This window comes from Pseudomonas khorasanensis, assembly GCF_014268505.2.
In the GTDB taxonomy this organism is placed as follows: Bacteria; Pseudomonadota; Gammaproteobacteria; order Pseudomonadales; family Pseudomonadaceae; genus Aquipseudomonas; species Aquipseudomonas khorasanensis.
The window spans coordinates 1-277 of the sequence record NZ_JABWQP020000067.1 but is presented as its reverse complement, the minus strand read 5'-3'; the positions used below and the strand labels follow the sequence as shown (position 1 = coordinate 277).

Below are 277 nucleotides of genomic sequence, written 5' to 3'. Positions count from 1 at the left end.
TGACGACACCTACTACATCAACGGTCGGGACGACACCGTGATCGAGCAGGCTGGTGAAGGCCATGACGTGATCCGTTCTAACGTCAGCTACACCCTCTCGGCCAACGTCGAAGACGGTGTGCTGCTGGGCACCGCCAACCTCAACTTCGGCGGCAACACCTTGAGCAACACCCTGACCGGCAACGCCGGCAACAACGTCCTCGACGGTCTGGGTGGCACCGACACCCTGATCGGCGGGGCCGGTGACGACATTTACTACATCAATGGCCAGGACGAT

General features: G+C 60.6%; 1 protein-coding gene. It reads left to right on the top strand.

What is annotated here, in order from left to right:
- Positions 1 to 277, top strand: a 277-nt coding sequence (locus tag HU727_RS25625) for a calcium-binding protein (RefSeq protein WP_367617025.1), incomplete at both ends; no start/stop codon positions are given.